Below are 17236 nucleotides of genomic sequence, written 5' to 3'. Positions count from 1 at the left end.
TCCATCGTTTGAACGGAACGACTATACGGCCGCCCGCATGCCGCCGCAACCGCCAGAAAATCGATACTGACGTTCGAATTGTTCGCAGCGCGTCAAGACCACACCTCAATGCAGGTGGGACGGTCCGGCCTGGTCCTGCGCCAGCCGTATCAGCGCGAACAGCCGCGCCATCCGCATCCAGGCCAGCACCAGCACGAGCAGTTGCGCCAGCAGCAGCGCGCCCAGCGTGCCGGCAACGCCGATGGCGGGAACGTGCATGCGGGTCCACCCGACCATTGCCGCCAGTGCGAGGCCGCCAACGGTCGGCACCGCCCACGCCAGCAGCGCGCCGCCGGGCCGCCGGCACAGCAGCGCCACGCCGTCGCACCAGGCGCGGACGGCGCCGGTGCGCCGGCGGTCGGCCGCCAGCATGGCCCGGCCGGCATCGAGCGTCAGGTTCGCCAGCAGTACCAGCAGCACGGCCGCCGTGGCCGCGGCGACCTGCCATGGCTGCGTGTCGGCGTAGGTGAACGCCCGGTCGGCATGATGGCGCGCGGCGTCGGCCAGTTCGCCGCCCAGCATCGCCGCCGCGCCCAGCGGCACCACGGCCCAGGCCAGCATCCGGAACATGCGCGGATATTGATCGCCGGCGCCAGCCAGCAGTTCGCGCAGGCGCGGCGCCTGCGGCGAACGCGCGGCCGTGATGGCGGCGCCGGTCAGCCATGGCGACAGCAGCAGCGTGACGAGCAATGCTCCGGCCCCGGCCGCCGTCAGCGCATCGCGCTCGCGGTCCAGGACGGTGCCCAGGTCCGTGATCGCCACCATGTCGAGCGCACGGGCCAGCGCCGGCGCGTGGACCGAGTGATCGAGCTCGGGCGACAGCAGCAGCCACACGGGCAGCGATGCCAGCACGGCCGGCAGCAGCAGGCAGGCAAGCCACAGCAGCAGCAGGCGCCATTGCAGCGCGGCGCGGCAGGCGGCCAGCAGGCGATCCAGCGGCGGGCGCGTCATATCGCCACCACCAGCGCGAGCAGCGCCTGCACGGCGGCGGCGAAGTCCAGCGTCCAGCGGCGCGTGGCGCCGTCGTCGGGCGCCAACGTGCGCGTGTCGTCCAGCTTGTTCGTGTCGAGCAGGTGGCGGCGCTCAGGGTCCAGTTGCGCCGATACGGCGCGCACCGGCTTTACCCACGCGTAGCGCCGCCACGGTTCGGCCCCGTTCCATTGCACGGTTTCCTTGCTGCCGTCGGCAAAGGTGACCACCAGCGTCTGCGGCACGGCCGCACCGCGGCGGCGCACCACGACCGTGGTCTTGAACGGCAACGTGCCACCCGCTGCGGCGGCCGTTTCCGCCGTCAGCTCCACGTTCTTTCCTTGCCGGACCACGTAGCCGGGTTGCGGCGTCACTTCCTCGCTGTCCAGCGAGGCGATGCGGTCATCCACTTTCTGCACGCCGTAGACCTGTTGCGCGAACACGGATTCCACCAGCGCGCGCTGGCCGCTGACCTCGGCGATGGTCTCGCGCAGGTCCGCCACGCTTGGGTGCCGGAACCGCCAGCGCCGGTAGTATTCGCGGAAGGCACGGTCAATCGTCTCCGTGCCCAGTTGCGCCTGCAGGTCGTGCAGCATCACGGCCGTGCGCGAATACACCGGCCCGACGCCTTCGAGCCGGTCGTAAGCATTGGCGCCCAGCGGATCGGCCGGTTCCTCGCGCGGCGAATCGAAGCGCTCGCCCGGGAAGCCGCCGAAGGCGAACGCGCCGCCGCCGTACAGCAGTGAGGCCAGCACCGGCAGCGACGCGGGCCGCTGGCCCAGCATGCGCGCGTTCCAGTATTCGTTCAGGCCTTCGTCCAGCATGGGTTCCTCGAACTCGTTGCTGGCGAGGATGCCTTGCAGGTACTGGTGCGCGAATTCATGCACGGTGACGAAATCGAGGTCGTACAGGTCGCGCGTGCCGGGCGCCGGGTCGTGCACGCTGTCGGTGGTGAAGAATGTCGGGTACTCCATGCTGCCCGCGTGCGCGGCATTGTAGGGAGGGATCACGACGGTCAGCGTGTCGTAGGGGTAGGGGCCCAGCTTGCCGGCGAAATACGCCAGCGATTTCTTCGTCACCTCCAGCACCGGCGCCGCGTTCGACGCGTAATCGGGCGGATACAGCACGGTGATGTCGACATTCCGGCCATCCGCCCCGGTCCACGTGGCGCGCAGCGGGGGCGCGGTGCGGCTGTCCGCCGTCCAGGCGAAATCGTGCACGTCGCCCTGCACGTAATGATGGGTGACCAGGCCGCCGTTCGCCACCGGCTTGCCCTGCAGGGCGCCGGTGGCGCCCACCGTGTAGCCCTGCGGGACCGTCAGCTTCACGTCGTAGTGGCCGAAGTCGGCGTAGTACTCGGAATCGGTGTGGTACTCGTGCACGTTCCACCGCACGGTCGTGGCACCCCGTTCGCCCGGCAGCTCCAGCACGCCGATCTTCGGGAACCATTGCGCTACCAAGTGGAACGTGCCGAAGTGCCCGGTGCGCGCGGTCACGCGCGGCAACTGGTCGAAGAAGCCGATGTCGAGCGTGGTGCTGGCGCCGGGCGGCACGCCGGCGGGCAGGTCGAGGCGTACCACGGTGCGGTCGGTGGCCGGCCCGCCATCCGGCTGCACGAAGGTCCAGCGCACGTCGGCGCCGCCCTGGCGCACGTGGCGCAGGTCGGTGTAGCCCCATTCGCCTTCGCCCATGCCGTCGGCCAGGCCCTGGGCGCGCAGCTCGGTGTTGAACGTGCTGTCGCCGTTGCGGAACGCGTTCAGGTACAGGTGCAGGTAGACACTGTTCACGGTGCGGTCGCTGCGGTTGCGCCAGCTGAGCTGCTGGCGGCCGGCGACCGTGTGCCGGACGGGGTCGAGCGTTGCTTCGATGCGATAGTTCGCCACCCGCTCAGACAGCGTGGCCTCGGTGCCGGTGCGGATACCGCCCCAGGCGTTCGGGCTGCTGGGCGTCGCAACGGCCGAGGCATGCGGTGGCGCGAACGGGATTTCCTGCGTGGCAGCGGGTCGATGCCCCTGGGCCAGCGGCGCCGGCGGGATCAGCAGGACGGCGGCTGCCGCGGTGGCGGCAACGAGGCAGGGCAGGGCGCGCATGCTGCTCCTTGGACAATGACGATGTGTCACTATAGCGAGGCCCATGCCGGTCCGGCAACGCATTTGTCCGTCGGCCGCCGCTTAGGAGAGGCTTAATGCAGCACTACGTTACTTACGTTGGCGCAAAAAATGGTAATCTCCCGGCGTTTGACTTACCATGCGACCCAACCGAGAAGGAAGATCATGCGTCCAATGCGCCGCCTCATGCTTGCCGCCACCGCCACGCTGGCGTTCTCCGCCACGTTTTCCGCCACGGCCGCGGGCCCAGGCTACACGACCCTGAGCACGCCCGTTGCCGCGACTGCGCCGGGCAAGAAGGTCGAGGTCATCGAGTTCTTCATGTATACGTGCCCGCACTGCTATTCGCTCGATCCGCTGCTGGAAGAATGGGTCAAGAAGCAGGGCGACCGCATCGTGTTCAAGCGGCTGCACTTCGCGCAGGGCCCCACCGACCCGCTGGCGCATGCCTACGTGACGCTGGAAGCGATGGGCCAGACCGAGCTCGTGCACAGCAAGATCCTGCGTGCCATCCACGGCGAGCGCCAGCGCATCTATCGCAGCGACGAGCAGATGAAGGAATTCCTCGTCAAGAACGGCGTCGACAAGGCACGCTACGAACAGCTCTTTAATTCCTTCAGCGTGCAGACTAAGATGAAATCCCTGGCCAGCACGATCTCGAAATACCAGGTCAGCTCGGCGCCCACGCTGGTCGTCGATGGCCGCTACATGACGTCGCCGTCGATCGCCGGCGGTACCGGCATGTCGGAAACCCAGGCCGGCCGCCAGACGATGGCCGTGCTGGACCAGCTGGTGGCCAAGGCGGCGGCCGAGAAGAAGTAAGGTTTTTTTGGTAGTGTCAGCAGTAAATTCACAAGGCAGGGGTAGTGTCATGACCGATCGCGAAAAAAGCATCATGGAAGCGTTCGACGCGCTGGAGCCGGATGAAAAGCGGCTCTTCAGCGTCAGCAACGTCAATCACCTGGCATGGAGCCTGGTGGTGCTGCTGGCGATCCTGGCCTGCTGGCTGGCGGCGGCGCTCGTCAATGCCGAGAACCAGCGCCACGCGCTGATGACCAAGCAGTGCCAGGATCGTGTGTTCAAGGAGGAAGTCGACAAGACTTGCCTGCTGACCGTGCGGTCGCGCGAGCACTGGTGGCAGCATCTCGGCTATGGGATAAGGCATCTGACGCCGGAGAAGTAAGCCGGAGCACAACCAATAAAAAAGCCTGCGATTGCAGGCTTTTTTTCGTCAGATGATCTCAACTCATCATGAACGCTTCGTCAGCCCACCATCAGCTTCACCGACTTCAGCCGCACACTATCCGGCCCCGCATGAATCGTGAAGCTACCCGGCTCGACCACCCGCTTCATGTCGATGTTGTACAGCGCCAGGTCGGCAGGCTTGATGTCGAACACCACCGTGCGCTTCTCGCCCGGCTGCAGGGTGACGCGCCGGAACGCCTTCAGTTCCAGCACGGGCCGCGTCACGGACGAGATATCGTCGCGGATGTAGACCTGCACCACCTCATCGCCGGCCACCTTGCCGGTATTGGTCACATCCACCTCGACCTGCGTGCCTTCGTTCGGCCGGATCGTCGCCTTCTTCAGGCGCGGCGCGGAGATGTCGAACGTCGTATACGACAGCCCGAAGCCGAACGGATACAGCGGTTTCGTGCTGCCGTCGATGTAGCCGCGCCGCGCCGACGGCTTGTGGTTGTAGAAGATCGGCAACTGGCCCACGTTGCGCGCGATCGACACGGGCAGCTTGCCGCCCGGGTTGACGCGGCCGAACAGCACGTCGGCAGCGGCGTTGCCCGTCTCCTGGCCCAGGTACCAGCCTTCGACGATGGCATCGGCCCGCTCGGCAAGCAGGTTGACCGACATCGGCCGGCCGTTCAGCAGGAACACGACGGTGGGCTTGCCCAGGTCGAAGATGGCTTTCGCCAGGTCGTTCTGCTGGCCCATCAGGTCCAGCGTGGCGCGGTCGCCCAGGTGCTTGTCGGCCCACGCTTCGCGGCTGGTCATCTCGTTGTCGCCCAGGACCATGACGATCGTGTCGGCCGTCTTCGCCGCCGCCACCGCCTCGGCGATCAGCCGCGCATTGACGTCGGGCGCGGTGAAGCGGATCTCGTCCTTGCCCCAGATGCGCTCCTCGGTGATGCGCACGCCTTCGCGGTAGTCGAAGCCGAAGCCTTGCGCTTTCGCCTCGGCGGCGAGCGCGTCGTGGATCGACACGACCTTGCGCGGGATATCGGAATAGCCGCCGATCGGCGTGTCCTTCGCGTGCGTGCCGAGCAGCAGCAGCTTGCCGGTCTTGGCGGCCTGCAGCGGCAGCACGCCCTTGTCGTTCTTCAGCAGCACCACCGAGCGGCCTGCGGCTTCGCGCGCCAGCGCCACGTCGGCCGCCGTCGCCGTCTGTGCTTCGGCACTGGCCGCGTCGGCATACGGGTTCTCGAACAGGCCGGCCAGGAATTTCAGCTCCAGGATGCGGCGCACCATCGCGTCGATTTCCTTTTCGGAGACGCGGCCTTCCTTCACCAGTTCGGCCAGGTGGCGGTAGCCGTGGCCGTCCGGCGTTTCGATATCCACGCCGGCCTTGACGGCGTAGTAGCCGGCTTCCTTCGGCGTGGCGGCCATGTGGTGGCGCGTGACCAGTTCCCTGATGCCCATGTAGTCGGACACCATCACGCCCTTGAAACCCCACTCCTTGCGGGCCACGTCGTTCAGCATCCACCGGTTGGCATGCGACGGCACGCCGCCGATCTCGTTATACGACGGCATGATCGCCGCCACCGTGGTCTCCTTCACGAGCCGCTCGAACGGCGGGAAGAAGTCTTCGCGCAGCGTGCGCTCGGAGACTTCGGCCGGGCCAATGTTGGTGCCCGATTCCGGCTGGCCGTGGCCCGTCATGTGCTTCAGCGTGGTCAGTACCTTGTCCTTCGCCAGCTGCCGCGTCGTGCCGGAAAAGCCGATCACGGCCGCCTTGCCGATTTCCGCGCACAGGTGCGGATCCTCGCCATAGGTTTCCTCGATGCGGCCCCAGCGCGGCTCGCGCGCCACGTCCACCACCGGTGCCAGCGCGAAGTTCGCGCCCCGTGCGCGCATTTCACGCGCGGCCACCGAGAACACCCGCGTCACCAGGTCCGTATCGAACGACGAGGCCAGGCCGATCGCCTGCGGGAACGACGTGGCATCGCGCGCCGCGTAGCCGTGCAGCGCTTCCTCGTGCATGAACAGGGGGATGCCCAGGCGGGTCTGCTCGAGCGCCCATTTCTGCGCCGCGTTGACGTAGTTGGCGGTGTCCTGCGCGCCGCGGTTCGGCCGCGCGCCATCGTCGCCGGCGGCTACCGCGCCACCCGCTTCGGATTTGCCCTGGCGGTCGGAGGGCCGGGCCAGCATGCCGATGCCGTGCGGGTACACCTTCGCCGCCTTGGCGGCCGAGAAGGCGCCGTTGTCCTCGATCTTGCCTTTTTCGTTCCACACGCAATCCATCTGCGCGATCTTCTCTTCCAGCGTCATCCGCTTCAGCAGGTCCTCGACGCGCTTCGGCACCGGCGCCGCCGGGTCCTTGTAGAGCGGGCGGGCCGTCGCGGCGATCGACAGGGTGGGGGCCGCGCCGGCTGCCGCCATGGTTGCCAGGAAGCGCCGGCGGCCGTTGTTCGATTCGTGTTGCATGTATCTCCTCGTTCTTGTTGATTTGCTGGCTGAGTCCGTGTCCCGGTGCCAGGCACGGTGACACAAGCTCATCCATTCGGCGGTCAGCGCTTGCCGGTCCGCGTCGCCACGTCGACCCACACGGCCAGCGTCAGGATGCTGCCCTTGACGATCATCTGCCAGTACGTGTCCACGTCCAGCATCGACATGCCGTTGTCCAGGCTGGCCATCACCAGCGCGCCGATCAGCGCGCCGTAGACGGTGCCGGAACCGCCGCGCATCGATGTGCCGCCAATGAAGCAGGCGGCGATCGCATCGAGTTCGGCGGACGTGCCGGCCGACGGCGCACCGGCCGCCAGGCGTGCCGTATTGATCAGGCCGGCCAGGGCGCACATCAGGCCCATGATCCCGAAGATCCACAGCTTGACGGCCTTGACGTTGATGCCGGAAAGGCGTGTCGCTTCCATGTTCGAGCCCACCGCGTAGATGCGGCGGCCGAACACGGTCTGCGTCGTCATGTAGGTGAACACGCCCAGCAGCGCGAGCAGCAGCAGCACTGGCAGCGGAATGCCTTCGTAGCTGTTCAGCGTGGTCACGAAGCCGAACAGCACGGCGGCGATGATGCCCAGCCGCAGGCCGTCGCGCCAGGCCGGCGCCTGTTCCAGGCCGTGGTGCGCGCGGCTCTTGCGCTGGCGGAAGGTCAGCGCGATGGCGATCACGAACAGCGTCACGCCCAGCACGATGCCCCATTGCGGCGGCAGGTAGCCCTGGCCGATGTAGACGAATTCCTCGGACACGGGCGCGATCGTCACGCCATCGGTCACGCCGAGCAGGATGCCTCGGTAGGCCAGCATGCCGCCCAGGCCGACGATGAACGACGGGATGTGCAGGTAGGCCGTCAGGTAACCGTTGAACAGGCCGATGAACAGGCCGACCGCCAGCACGGCGATCATGTTGGCGGGCAGGCCCATGCCGTGCGTGACGTCCAGAACGGCCGCGACGCCGCCCAGCAGGCCAAGCAGCGAACCGACCGACAGGTCGATCTCGCCGGCGATGATCACCAGGGACATGCCGCAGGCCAGGATGCCCGTCACCGCCATCTGCCGCATCAGGTTCGACATATTGCGCGGCGTGAGGAAGCCGCCTTCCGTCATCCACGTGAAGAAGCCCCAGATCAGCACGATCGCGACCAGCAGGGCCAGCATCTTGTACTGCGTGAACAGCTTTTTGAATTGATTGCTTTTCATGAGTGTTTTTCGATAGAGCCCGTCAGTGGAGCGGTTGCGCCAGGGCGGCGGCGAGCAGGGTTTCCTGCGTCAGGTTGTCGTTGACGAAGTCGCCGCGCAGCTGGCCTTCGCCGATCACCAGCACGCGGTCGGAAACGCCCAGCACTTCCTGCAGTTCGGACGACACCATGACGATCGAGATGCCCTCGCTGGCCAGGTTCAGCATCAGCTGGTAGATCTCGAACTTGGCGCCCACGTCGACGCCGCGCGTGGGTTCGTCGAGGATCAGGATCTTCGGTTTCGTCAGCAGCAGTTTCGACAGCACGGCTTTCTGCTGGTTGCCGCCGGAAAGGCCGGTGATCGGCAGGAACGGGCTGGCCGTCTTCAGCTTCAGCCGGCCGATCTCTTCGCGGATCACTTTCAGCTCGCCGTCCTGGTCGATGCGGGTGCCATGCGAAAACTGCTGCAGCACCGCCATCGTCATATTCTGGCCAACCGACAGGTCCGGCACGATGCCATGGTGCTTGCGGTCTTCCGGCACCATCGCCAGTCCAGAACGGATCGATTTCAGCGGCGAACCGGTATCCCAGCGCTTGCCGTCGTACCAGACCTCGGCCTGGTACTGGCCTTCGTACGAACCGAAGATGGCCGATACCAGCTCGGTGCGGCCGGCGCCGACCAGTCCCGCGATGCCGAGGATCTCGCCACGGCGCAGCGCGAACGACACATCGTCCACGCGTTTCCTTTGCGGATTGTCCGGGTCCCAGCACGTCACATGCTTGGCCTCGAAGATCACGTCGCCCGGCGTGTGCCGCCGTTCCGGATACAGCTGGTTCATCTCGCGGCCGACCATCTGCGCGATGATCTTTTCCACGCTCATCTCCCGCATCGGCGTGGTGGCGATATGCTGGCCGTCGCGGATCGTCACGATGGTGTCGCAGATCGCCGCGATCTCGTCGAGCTTGTGCGAGATGTAGATGCAGGTGACGCCCTTGGCCTTCAACTGGTGGATGATGTCGAGCAGGATGCGGATCTCCGACGTCGTCAGCGACGACGACGGCTCGTCCAGGATCAGCAGCCGGGCATTCTTGTTCAGGGCCTTGGCGATCTCGATCAGCTGCTGGTGGCCGCCGCCGTACTGCTTCACGGGCAGCACCACGTTCACGTCGCGGATGTTCAGCTCGGCCAGCAGTTCGTTGGCGCGGCGGTTCATGGTGCCGTAGTCGAGGCGCCCGCCGGGCAGGGTGATCTCGTTGCCGAGGAAGATATTTTCCGTCACCGACAGTTCCGGCACGAGCATCAGTTCCTGGTGGATGATGACGATGCCGGCGGCTTCCGTTTCACGGATCGAGGTGGCTTTCAATGGCGCGCCGTCCCAGTGGATCTCGCCGTCGTAGGTGCCGTGCGGGTAGACCCCGGACAGCACCTTCATCAGCGTGGATTTACCGGCGCCATTTTCTCCGCACAGGCCGACGCATTCGCCGGCCTTCACCTTGATGTCGATGCCATTCAGTGCGCGCACACCGTCGAACTGCTTGACGATGCCGCGCATCTCGAGGAGGTAATCGCTCATGCGCTGTATTTGCGGTCTCAGTTGGCGGTCAGCTGGGCCTTCGAGTAAAAGCCGTCGTCGGCCAGTACCTGCACATTGGCCTTGGTCAGCGGGATCGGTTTCAGCAGCATGGTAGGGACCTGCTTCGAACCGTTGTTGTATTGCGAATTGAACGCCGGTTTCTCGTTGCGCACCAGCTGCACCGACAGCTTCGCCGCTTCGGTGGCGATCAGCTTCAATGGCTTGTAGACCGTCATGGCCTGCGTGCCGGCGATCACGCGCTTCACCGCGGCGAGGTCGGCGTCCTGGCCGGACACGGGCACCTTGCCCTGCAGCTTCTGCGACGTCAGCGCCTGGATCGCGCCGCCGGCCGTGGCATCGTTCGAGGCGACGATGGCGTCGATCTTGTTGTTGTTCGCGGTCAGCGCATTCTCGACGATGGCCATCGCCTCGGAAGCGCTCCAGTCCTTGACCCACTGCTTGCCGACCACCTTGATGTCGCCCTTGTCGATCAGCGGCTGCAGCACTTTCAGCTGGCCCTCGCGCAGCATCTTGGCGTTGTTGTCGGTTGGCGCGCCACCCAGCAGGTAGTAGTTGCCCTTCGGCTTGATGGCCTTGATGGCTTCCGCCTGCAGTTCGCCCACCTTCTGGTTGTCGAACGAGATGTACGCATCCACGTCGGAGTTCAGGATCAGGCGGTCGTACGACACCACCTTGATCTTGGCCTTCTTGGCCTCGCGGATCGCGTTGTTCAGCACCGTGGCGTTGTAGGGCACGATGACCAGCACGTCGACGCCGCGCGAGATCAGGTTCTCGATCTGCGAGATCTGCCGCTGTTCGCTGGCATCGGCCGACTGCACGTAGACCTTGGCGCCGAGGCGCTCGGCTTCCTTGACGAAGTAATCGCGATCGCGCGTCCAGCGCTCGAGGCGCAGGTCGTCGATGCAGAAACCGATTTTCGGATTTTTCGCATCCGCCAGGGCGGCGGTGGAGGTAAGGGCGAGCAGGACGCTCGCGATGGCGATCTTCAACTTCATGTGTGTCTCCTAAGATGGGTGGCCGGTGGCCTGTTGTTGTTATCTTTGGATGAGTGATGCGCGTGTACTGGGTGGTGCGGTTCCTGTTTGATGCTTGATGTTGCTAGTAATTGTTCGATGGTGCAGACGGCGGTAGATCAGCAGGGGTCTGTCCCCGGTAAGTGTTGCCATGTGCTTTTGCCGTTGGCGCCGTCAGGGGACTGACCCCGGTTTTTGCCGGATGCATCAAGATGCCGGCAAAAAACCGGGGTCAGTCCCCTCATACCGCCAACAGCAAGGCCTGGAGCCAACACTTACCGGGGACAGACCCCTGTAGCTCCAGCGCTATCTGCGACTTCCCGCGCCGGGTTCCTTTCCGGCGCAAGAATCAGTGGTTATGCCTCGGCAGCACACCCGCCACGTTCTTGTACTCCAGCGCCAGCTCCATGCAGGCGCCCGATTGCATCTGCCCGACGGTGGAGCGGTAGATCTGCTGCCACGGCGTCTGGCTGGCCGGGAACGCGGGGATGCCGTCGCCCTTGCGCCGTTCGATCTCGGCGTCGTCGACCAGCATGTTGGCGGTGCCGTTGTTCAGGTCGATGCGCACGGTGTCGCCGGTGCGGATCCAGGCCAGGCCGCCGCCCACCGCCGATTCCGGCGAGGCGTTCAGGATCGACGGGCTGTCCGACGTACCGGACTGGCGGCCGTCGCCCAGGGTCGGCAGGTTCTTCACGCCGCGCTTGATCAGCGCGTCGGGCGGCTGCATGTTGACGACTTCGGCCGAACCGGGCCAGCCGATCGGGCCGGCGCCGCGGATCACGAGGATGCAGTCCTCGTCGATGTTCAGCGACGGATCGTTGATGCGCTTGTGGTAGTCGTCCGAACCGTCGAACACGATGGCGCGGGCTTCGAACACGCCTTCGTTGCCGGGATGGCTCAGGTAGCGGGCGCGGAACTCGTCGGAGATCACGGAAGTCTTCATGATCGCGAAATCGAACAGGTTGCCCGACAGGACGAAGAAGCCGGCCTTTTCCTTCAGCGGCGCGGCGAACGGCCAGATCATCTCGCGGTCGTTGGTTTCGCGGTTGACCAGGTTTTCCTTCATGGTCTTGCCCGTGACGGTGAGGCGGTCGGAACGCAGCAGGCCGTTCTGTTCCAGTTCCCACATCACGGCCGGCACGCCGCCGGCGCGGTGGAAGCGCTCGCCCAGGTATTTGCCGGACGGCTGCATGTTCAGCAGCAGCGGCACGTCGTGGCCGTACTTCATCCAGTCTTCCGTGTGGATTTCCACGCCGGCGTGGCGCGCCATCGCCATGATGTGCTGCTGCGCATTGGTGGAACCGCCGATGGCCGCGTTGGTGACGATCGCATCGAGGAACGCTTCGCGCGTCAGGATCGCCGTCGGGCGGATGTCCTGCTCGGCCAGCGCAACGATGCGGCGGCCCGTCTCGTAGGCCATCTGGCCCCGTTCGCGGTACGGTGCCGGGATCGCCGAGCAGCCGGTCAGCGACATGCCCAGCGCCTCGGCGATGGCGTTCATCGTCGAGGCGGTGCCCATCGTGTTGCAATGGCCGGCGGACGGCGCGGAAGCGGCGGCGATTTCCAGGAACTTCTCGTTGTCGATCTCGCCGGCAGCCAGGCGGCGGCGGCCTTTCCAGATCGCCGCGCCGGAGCCGACCAGCTCACCGTCGAGCCAGCCGTCGAGCATCGGGCCGCCGGACAGCACGATCGCCGGGATGTCGACCGTGGCGGCCGCCATCAGCTGCGCCGGCGTGGTCTTGTCGCAGCCGGTGGTCAGCACCACGGCATCGATCGGGTAGCCGTGCAGGATTTCCACCAGGCCCATATAGGCCAGGTTGCGGTCGATCGCGGCGGTGGGGCGGCGGCAGTTCTCGAAGATCGGGTGCAGCGGGAATTCCATCGGAATGCCGCCCGCATCGCGGATGCCGTCGCGCACGCGCTTGGCCAGGTCGAGGTGGATGCGGTTGCACGGGCTGATGTCGCTGCCCGACTGGGCGATGCCGATGATCGGCTTGCCGCTGCGCAGCTCGTCGGGAGTGATCCCGTAATTCATGAAGCGCTCGAGGTACAGCGCGGTCATGTCGATGTGGTCCGGGTTGTCGAACCAGTCCTGGGAACGGTAACGGCGGGTCATTTGTCGAATCCAATCATGTGCTGCGGCAGGCCCGGCACGTCGACGGGGAACGCGAACACGCCGCCCGCGAGCGGGGCGGCGGCACGTTCGTCGGGCGTGAGGCCTTTCGTGGCGGTCGTGGCAAAAGCGGTTTTCAGGTCCGGGCCGCCGAAGGCGATCTTCGTGATGTTCGGCACGGGGAAGGCGATGGTGTCCAGCAGTTCGCCGGCGGGCGAGTAGCACAGCACGCGGGCGCCGCGGAATACGGCCACCCACACGTTGCCGGCGGCATCGACGGCGCTGCCATCGGGCCAGCCCGGTTCGTCGATGGTGGCGAACACGCGCTTGTTGGCCAGCGTGCCTTCGGCGGTCACGTCGAATGCGTAGACGGTCTTGCCGAAGGTGTCGGTGTGGTAGAAGGTCTTGCGGTCCGGCGAAAATGCCGGGCCGTTGGTGATGATGATGCCGTCGTCGTGCCTGGTGAGCCCACTGCGGAGTTCACCGTCGTAGCGGTACAGGGCGCCGCTGGCCGACGCTTCGGCATTGTCCATCGAACCGAACCACACGGCGCCGTCATGCGCCACGTGGCCGTCGTTCAGGCGGTTGCCCGGGCGGTCCGCTTCGAACTCGGTGACCGGGGTGAATTCACCCGTCGCCGGATCGAAGTGCACCAGCTTGCCCGCCAGGCCGCAGATGAAGCCACCGCGTTCAGCAGGGAGGGCAAAGCCGGTCTCGCCCGGCATGTCCCAGGTCTGGCGGTTCTCGCCGTGCGCATCGCAGCGGTGCAGCTTGTGCTGCTTGATGTCGACGAAGTACAGCATCTGCTCGACCGGATGCCAGATCGGGCCTTCACCCAGCGTGGCTTCCAGCGGCCAGATGCACTCTGGCGCCGCTTTGGCCACGGACGTCATTTGCCGTCTCCGTACCAGCCGGCGTCGACGAAGTAATCGCGGCCGGTGCAGCGCGATGCCTGGTTCGACGACAGGAACAGCGTCAGCGCCGCCACGTCTTCCGGCTCGATGCGCTCCTTCAGCAGCTGCGAGGCCATGATCTGCGCTTCGCCTTCCGGCGTGTACCACAGCGCCATCTGCTTCGGGGTTTTCACCGAACCGGGGATGACCGTGTTGACACGGATGCCGTCGTTGCCCAGGTCGCGGGCCAGGCCGCGCGTCAGGCCTTCGATGGCCGCCTTGGCGGTCATGTACAGGGTCAGCTGGGGCAGCGCCAGGTACCAGGAGATCGAACCGAAGTTCAGGATCACGCCGCCGCCCTTGGCCTTCATGCCCGGCGCCACGGCCTGCGCGCAGAAGAACTGGTGGCGCAGGTTGACGGCCAGGCTGTCGTCCCAATACTGCGGCGTGACGTCGGCCACGGCGTGGCGGTGGTCGTTGGCAGCGTTGTTGATCAGGATGTCGACGGCGCCGTCGCGCTCGATCTCTGCAAACGTTTTCTTCAGCTCTTCAATGTTCGTCATGTCGCAGTGGATGTAGCGCGGCTGGTGCGCGGCATCCGGGTAGCTGGCGGCCAGCTGCTGCGACGGTTCGTCGGCGATGTCCAGGAACACCACCTGCGAGCCTTGCTTGACGTACGCATCGACGATTCCCGCGCCGATGCCGGTGCCGCCGCCGGTGACGACGACACGCTTGTTCGTCAGGTCGGGATAGGTGGCATATTCGAATGGTTGCCTTGTTTCGCCAGCCATCATTTTTCTCCAGTTGCTTGAGTTGCTTTAGTTACATTGCCCAGCAAGCCGCGGCGTGCCAGGTTGTTGTACAGGGCGCGAACGCCGAACGTCCATGGCGCGATTTCGTCGCTGCGGTGGACGTGGTTGATCAGGGCCCCCAGCGCCGGGCTCGCGATGGTGACGCGGTCGCCCTTGTGGTGCGTGAACCCGCCGCCCTTGGCGTCGCGGTCCTTGATGGGGGAGAACATGGTACCGAGGAACAGCATGAAGCCGTCCGGGTACTGGTGGTGCGCGCCGCAGGTCTGGCCGATCAGGTCGAGCGGGTCGCGGCTGATCTGCTTCATCAGGCTCACGCCGTCGAGCACGAACTCGTCGTCCGCGCCTTCGATGGTCAGGCGCACTTCGGCGTTGCGCACGGTATCGAGCGAGTACTTGTCGTCGAACAGGCGGATGAACGGGCCAATCGCGGTGGAGCCGTTATTGTCCTTGGCCTTGCCGAGCAGCAGCGCGCTGCGGCCTTCGATGTCGCGCAGATTGACGTCGTTGCCCAGCGTGGCGCCGACCGGCTTGCCCTGGCTCGTCACGGCCAGCACGATTTCCGGTTCCGGGTTGTTCCACTTCGATTCCGGATGCAGGCCCACGTCGGCGCCGAAGCCCACCGCCGACATCGGCTGCGACTTCGAGAACACTTCCGCATACGGGCCGATGCCCACTTCCATGTACTGCGACCAGGCGCCGCGGCTGATGAACTCCTGCTTCAGCTGTTCGGCTTGCGGCGAACCGGGCTTGATGCTGGACAGATCGGCACCGATCGATGCCAGCAGTTCGCCGCGCAGCTGTTCGGCGCGGGCCGGGTCGCCGTTGGCCTGTTCCTCGATCACGCGTTCCAGCAGGCTGACGGCGAACGTCACGCCGCAGGCCTTGATGGCCTGCAGGTCGTTCGGTGCCAGCAGGCGCGGCACGTCCGCCGCCGGGTTGGCCGACAGCGCGTTCTCGATCAGCTTTTCGACGCGGCCGAGCGACTCGCCCGGTGCCGAGCGCACGATGGCGACGACGTCGTCGCGTTCCAGCAGGTCGGCAACGGTGGCCGCGTGCCGTGTGATGTCGAACACTTCGCCGTTGCGGACGGCCACGACGGCGGGGCCGTCGATGTCACCGCTCCGCCATACACGGCCCACGAGCAACGCCTGCGGCAGATCGGCAGGCAACAAAGACAAGGCTGGCGCTTCCTTCATGTGAGTCTCCTCTTGTTCTGGTTATGGATGAAAAACCTGGCGCGCTTCAGCGGCCAAGACTGGGCAGCCTGGGCGAGTAGGTCCATCCGGGGATCAAATATTGCATGGCCATCGCATCGTCGCGCGCGCCGGTACCGACTTTCTTGTACAGCTCGTGGGCGGCGGCGATGCGGTCCAGGTCCGGTTCGATGCCCAGGCCGGGGCGATCGGGTACGGCGACTTCGCCACCGACGATCTGCAGCGGTTCGCGGGTCAGGCGCTCTTGCCCTTCCTGCCAGATCCAGTGCGTGTCGATCGCCGTGATGCGGCCCGGCGCGGCGGCGGCCGCGTGCGTGAACATCGCCAGCGACACGTCGAAGTGGTTGTTCGAATGGGAGCCCCACGTCATGCCCCATTCCTGGCACAGCTGGGCGAGGCGCACCGAACCCTGCATGGTCCAGAAGTGCGGGTCGGCCAGCGGGATGTCGACGGCGCCCAACAGGTGCGAATGCGCCATCTGGCGCCAGTCGGTGGCGATCATGTTGGTGGCGGTCGGCAGGCCGGTGGCGCGCTTGAACTCGGCCATGACTTCGCGGCCCGAGTAACCGTTCTCCGGTCCGCACGGGTCTTCCGCATAGGCCAGCACGTGGCCCTGGTTGCGGCACAGGCGGATCGCTTCGTCGAGCGACCAGGCACCGTTCGGATCGAGCGTCACGCGCGCATCGGGGAAGCGCTTCTTGATGGCGGTGACGGCGGCGATTTCATCCTCGCCGCGCATCACGCCGCCCTTCAGCTTGAAGTCGCGGAAGCCGTAGCGGGCCACCGTGGCTTCGGCCTGTTCGACGATGGCCTGCACCGTGACGGCTTCCTGGTGGCGCATCGTGTACCAGTCGTCTTTTTTGCCCGTGCCTTCAAGGTAGGGCAGGTCGGTGCGCGTGCGGTCGCCGATGTAGAACAGGTAGGCAAGCATCGGTACCCGGTCGCGCTGCTGGCCGCTGCCGAGCAGTTCGCAGACGGGCACGCCCAGGTGCTGGCCCAGCAAGTCGAGCAGCGCGGCCTCGATCGCCGTGACGACGTTCTCGAGGCGCAGGTTGATTTCATGGGGCTGTTTCAGCACGGCCGCTTCGGCCGCCGAAGTGACCTGGTGCTGCAGCGTCTGCGGGCCGCTGGCTTTTCCGGCGATGCCTTCGCGAACCGCGTTCAGGGTACGGTTGAAGCGGCCGATCTGCGTGCCGACCACGCGTGGAACCGAATTTTCCAGCGCCTGCGTGATGCCGGCGCCGCCCGGTACTTCGCCCATTCCGGTGTTCCCCGCGCTATCGGTCAGCAACACGAGCGTGCGCAGGAAATACGGGCCATGCGCGCCGCACAGGTTGAACAGCATGCTGTCATGGCCGGCCACTGGAATCACCCGCATCGCGGTGATGACAGGCGTTTTTGTCCCCACATTCGTCTCGTTATTATATGTTGCCTGTACCATCGGCTTAACCTAAAATGAATAGCGCTAACATTTTGCAGTGTGCGGCATTTGGGATGGCAAGTCAACATATCCGCGGTGTAAAGATCGGCAAAGCGGAGGGTGAAGATAGCGCTACAACATGCGGCGCGGACTGCGACTCGATCGATGCAGACAAAGTGCCGGAATTCCGCTTCCAGGC

The 17236-nt window shown here is 65.8% G+C and carries 13 protein-coding genes; 2 read left to right on the top strand and 11 right to left on the bottom strand.

The window, feature by feature from the left end:
• Positions 1-105: 105 nt before the first annotated feature.
• A complete protein-coding gene (locus FHS02_RS20345; RefSeq protein ID WP_137316597.1) occupies positions 106-990 on the bottom strand; it encodes a hypothetical protein in 885 nt (294 codons plus the stop codon).
• Positions 987-3098 (bottom strand): M1 family metallopeptidase, encoded by a 2112-nt coding sequence (locus FHS02_RS20340; RefSeq protein ID WP_137316598.1) that lies wholly within the window; start codon positions 3096-3098, stop codon positions 987-989. The genes FHS02_RS20345 and FHS02_RS20340 overlap by 4 nt, the downstream gene beginning before the upstream one ends.
• Positions 3099-3281: 183 nt before the next feature.
• On the opposite strand from FHS02_RS20340, the gene FHS02_RS20335 reads away from it, so the two are divergent.
• Both FHS02_RS20335 and FHS02_RS20330 read left to right on the top strand, forming a co-directional pair.
• Positions 3282-3938, top strand: coding sequence for a thiol:disulfide interchange protein DsbA/DsbL (locus FHS02_RS20335; RefSeq protein WP_229422392.1), 657 nt, complete (start codon positions 3282-3284; stop codon positions 3936-3938).
• Positions 3939-3987: 49 nt separating this feature from the next.
• Positions 3988-4299, top strand: a complete 312-nt coding sequence (locus tag FHS02_RS20330) for a hypothetical protein (protein WP_229422393.1) — start codon at positions 3988-3990, stop codon at positions 4297-4299.
• Positions 4300-4379: 80 nt separating this feature from the next.
• Here FHS02_RS20330 and FHS02_RS20325 read toward each other — a convergent pair whose 3' ends face one another.
• From FHS02_RS20325 to FHS02_RS20285, 9 genes are all read right to left on the bottom strand, one after another.
• A complete protein-coding gene (locus FHS02_RS20325; RefSeq protein ID WP_137316599.1) occupies positions 4380-6773 on the bottom strand; it encodes a glycoside hydrolase family 3 N-terminal domain-containing protein in 2394 nt (797 codons plus the stop codon).
• Between the two features lie 83 nt (positions 6774-6856).
• Positions 6857-7999, bottom strand: coding sequence for a sugar ABC transporter permease (locus FHS02_RS20320; RefSeq protein WP_137316600.1), 1143 nt, complete (start codon positions 7997-7999; stop codon positions 6857-6859).
• A gap of 22 nt (positions 8000-8021) precedes the next feature.
• Positions 8022-9551 carry a D-xylose ABC transporter ATP-binding protein gene (gene xylG / locus FHS02_RS20315; RefSeq protein WP_137316601.1) on the bottom strand — a complete coding sequence of 510 codons (1530 nt, stop codon included), beginning with the start codon at positions 9549-9551 and terminating at the stop codon, positions 8022-8024.
• A gap of 17 nt (positions 9552-9568) precedes the next feature.
• Complete coding sequence (gene xylF, locus FHS02_RS20310; RefSeq protein ID WP_137316602.1) at positions 9569-10567, bottom strand: D-xylose ABC transporter substrate-binding protein; 999 nt, start codon at positions 10565-10567, stop codon at positions 9569-9571.
• A 367-nt stretch (positions 10568-10934) separates the two neighbouring features.
• Entirely contained in the window at positions 10935-12701 is a 1767-nt protein-coding gene (locus FHS02_RS20305; RefSeq protein WP_137316603.1) for an IlvD/Edd family dehydratase, read from the bottom strand.
• Complete coding sequence (locus FHS02_RS20300) at positions 12698-13591, bottom strand: SMP-30/gluconolactonase/LRE family protein (RefSeq protein WP_137316604.1); 894 nt, start codon at positions 13589-13591, stop codon at positions 12698-12700. Before FHS02_RS20300 ends, FHS02_RS20305 begins: the two co-directional genes overlap by 4 nt.
• Complete coding sequence (gene xylB, locus FHS02_RS20295) at positions 13588-14382, bottom strand: D-xylose 1-dehydrogenase (RefSeq protein WP_137317723.1); 795 nt, start codon at positions 14380-14382, stop codon at positions 13588-13590. The genes FHS02_RS20300 and xylB overlap by 4 nt, the downstream gene beginning before the upstream one ends.
• The gene (locus FHS02_RS20290) at positions 14382-15599 is read right to left on the bottom strand and encodes a fumarylacetoacetate hydrolase family protein (protein WP_137316605.1); all 1218 of its coding nucleotides are present in this window, start codon (positions 15597-15599) and stop codon (positions 14382-14384) included. The genes xylB and FHS02_RS20290 overlap by 1 nt, the downstream gene beginning before the upstream one ends.
• Before the next feature lie 46 nt (positions 15600-15645).
• Positions 15646-17058: an enolase C-terminal domain-like protein gene (locus tag FHS02_RS20285; RefSeq protein ID WP_137316606.1), complete on the bottom strand. Its 1413-nt coding sequence runs from the start codon at positions 17056-17058 to the stop codon at positions 15646-15648.
• Between the last annotated feature and the right edge of the window lie 178 nt (positions 17059-17236).

Origin of the sequence: Pseudoduganella umbonata (assembly GCF_014192225.1) — a bacterium.
GTDB classification, from domain to species: Bacteria; Pseudomonadota; Gammaproteobacteria; order Burkholderiales; family Burkholderiaceae_D; genus Rugamonas; species Rugamonas umbonata.
This window is presented reverse-complemented; position numbering and strand designations above follow the sequence as displayed.

Coding starts and splice junctions, on each gene's coding strand:
- FHS02_RS20345 (WP_137316597.1), bottom strand. CDS start 990: ATGACGCGCCCGCCGCTGGATCGCCTGCTGGCCGCCTGCCGCGCCGCG.
- FHS02_RS20340 (WP_137316598.1), bottom strand. CDS start 3,098: ATGCGCGCCCTGCCCTGCCTCGTTGCCGCCACCGCGGCAGCCGCCGTC.
- FHS02_RS20335 (WP_229422392.1), top strand. CDS start 3,282: ATGCGTCCAATGCGCCGCCTCATGCTTGCCGCCACCGCCACGCTGGCG.
- FHS02_RS20330 (WP_229422393.1), top strand. CDS start 3,988: ATGACCGATCGCGAAAAAAGCATCATGGAAGCGTTCGACGCGCTGGAG.
- FHS02_RS20325 (WP_137316599.1), bottom strand. CDS start 6,773: ATGCAACACGAATCGAACAACGGCCGCCGGCGCTTCCTGGCAACCATG.
- FHS02_RS20320 (WP_137316600.1), bottom strand. CDS start 7,999: ATGAAAAGCAATCAATTCAAAAAGCTGTTCACGCAGTACAAGATGCTG.
- xylG (WP_137316601.1), bottom strand. CDS start 9,551: ATGAGCGATTACCTCCTCGAGATGCGCGGCATCGTCAAGCAGTTCGAC.
- xylF (WP_137316602.1), bottom strand. CDS start 10,567: ATGAAGTTGAAGATCGCCATCGCGAGCGTCCTGCTCGCCCTTACCTCC.
- FHS02_RS20305 (WP_137316603.1), bottom strand. CDS start 12,701: ATGACCCGCCGTTACCGTTCCCAGGACTGGTTCGACAACCCGGACCAC.
- FHS02_RS20300 (WP_137316604.1), bottom strand. CDS start 13,591: ATGACGTCCGTGGCCAAAGCGGCGCCAGAGTGCATCTGGCCGCTGGAA.
- xylB (WP_137317723.1), bottom strand. CDS start 14,382: ATGGCTGGCGAAACAAGGCAACCATTCGAATATGCCACCTATCCCGAC.
- FHS02_RS20290 (WP_137316605.1), bottom strand. CDS start 15,599: ATGAAGGAAGCGCCAGCCTTGTCTTTGTTGCCTGCCGATCTGCCGCAG.
- FHS02_RS20285 (WP_137316606.1), bottom strand. CDS start 17,058: ATGGTACAGGCAACATATAATAACGAGACGAATGTGGGGACAAAAACG.